Origin of the sequence: Tahibacter caeni (genome assembly GCF_024609805.1) — a bacterium.
Classification (GTDB): Bacteria; Pseudomonadota; Gammaproteobacteria; order Xanthomonadales; family Rhodanobacteraceae; genus Tahibacter; species Tahibacter caeni.
This window is the reverse complement of record NZ_JANFVR010000577.1, coordinates 1-1,695: the sequence shown is the minus strand read 5'-3', so window position 1 is coordinate 1,695 and position 1,695 is coordinate 1. Positions and strand designations below refer to the sequence as shown.

Annotated in this window: 1 protein-coding gene and 1 pseudogene; both read left to right on the top strand. The window is 74.5% G+C overall.

Going from position 1 to position 1,695, the window contains the following annotated elements:
- A partial coding sequence (locus NON22_RS23935; RefSeq protein ID WP_257389493.1) for an efflux transporter outer membrane subunit occupies positions 1-1,318 on the top strand: 1,318 nt, incomplete at its 5' end.
- Positions 1,315-1,695, top strand: a pseudogene (locus NON22_RS23930) (hemolysin D); the annotation flags it as partial. The gene NON22_RS23935 and the pseudogene NON22_RS23930, both read left to right, overlap by 4 nt.

Genomic DNA, 1,695 nt, shown 5'->3' with positions numbered 1-1,695 from the left:
CTGGCCCGCCGACGCCGCGGTGCAGACGGCCGCGGGCGACGCGCCGCCGGCCTGGCCCGACTATTTCACCGACCCGCAACTGCAGTCGCTGATCCGCACCGCGCTCGCGCACAACGCCGACCTGCGCATCGCCGCGGCGCGCGTGCAGCAGGCCCGCGCGGCCGCACGAATCCAGAGCGCGGAACAATGGCCGCTGCTCGCCGGCAGCGCGGACGCGACGCGGCTGGGCCTGCCGGCCGCCGTGCAGCCGCTGGCCGGCGGATCGGTGCTGCAGAGCTACAGCGTGAGCCTGGCCGCGAGCAGCTGGGAGCTCGATCTCTGGGATCGCCTCGGCAGTCTCGACCGCGCCGCGCTCGAGAACTACCTCGCCAGCGACGCCGCCCGGCACGCGGTGCGCGTCGCGCTGATCGCGCAGGTCGCGGCGGCCTGGCTCGCGCTGCGCGAAAGCGACGAGCGTATCGCGCTGACCGCGCAGACCGTCGCGACCCGCGACGCGTCGCTGCGCATCGTCGCACGCCGCGTGGAAGTGGGTTCGAGCTCTCGCCTGCAACTGACCCAGGTCGAGACCTTGCTGATCCAGGCTCAGGCGCTGCTCGAGCAATTGCAGCAGACGCGCGCCGCGCAGGCGCATGCGCTGCAGCAGCTGCTCGGCACGAACGAGCCGCTGCCGGCGACGGAACCGGCCGCGCCCGCGGCGGCGTTCGTGCCACTGCAGCCGGGACTGCCGTCGGCCGTGCTGTCGGCGCGCCCGGACCTCGTCGCCGCCGAACACCAGCTGCGCGCGGCCCACGCCAACGTCGCCGCCGCGCGCGCCGCGTTCTTTCCGCGCATCACCCTGACCGGCCTGTTCGGCAGCGGCAGCGACGAACTCGGCGGCCTGTTCGACGGCGGCACCGGCGCCTGGCTGTTCCGCCCATCGCTGAGCCTGCCGCTGTTCGACGCGGGCCGCCGCCGCGCCAATCTCGACGTGAATGCCGCGCGCGAAGTCGAAGCCGTCGCCTACTACGAGAAGGCGGTGCAGAACGCGTTCCGCGAAGTCGCCGACGCGCTGTCGGCGCGCGAGACGCTGACGCGCCAGCTCGCGATCGCCGAACGCGGCGTCGCGGTGCTCGGGGAACGCGCGCGGCTCGCGACCCTGCGCTACGACGCCGGCGCCGCGGCGTATCTCGACGTCCTCGACGCGCAGCGCGATCTGCTCGGCGCGCAGCAGCAGGCGGTCAGCGCACGCCGCGCCTTGGCCGCGAGCCAGGTCGCGCTGTATGCCGCCCTCGGCGGCGGCGCCGAGGTTTCCGACACTTCCGCACGGTATCCGCGATGACTCCGATCCCGCTCCGCAACAAGCTGCTGCTCGCCGCCGGCGTGCTCCTGGCCGGCACGGCCGGCTATGCCTGGCTGCGCTACGGCCACGGCGGCCCCGGTCCCGGTTTCGTCGGCAGCAACGGCCGCATCGAGGCCACCGACATCGACGTGGCGACCAAGTATCCGGGCCGCGTCGCCGAGATCCTCGCGGCCGAAGGCGATTTCGTGACCGCGGGCCAGGTGCTCGCGACGATGCAGATCGACGTGCTGCAGGCGCAGAGCGCCGAAGCGCGCGCCGGTCAGCGCCAGGCGCAGAACGCCGCCGGCGCGGCCGAGGCCCAGGTCGCGCTGCGCGAAGCCGAGGCGCTCGCGGCCGACGCGCAGGTGCAGCTGCGC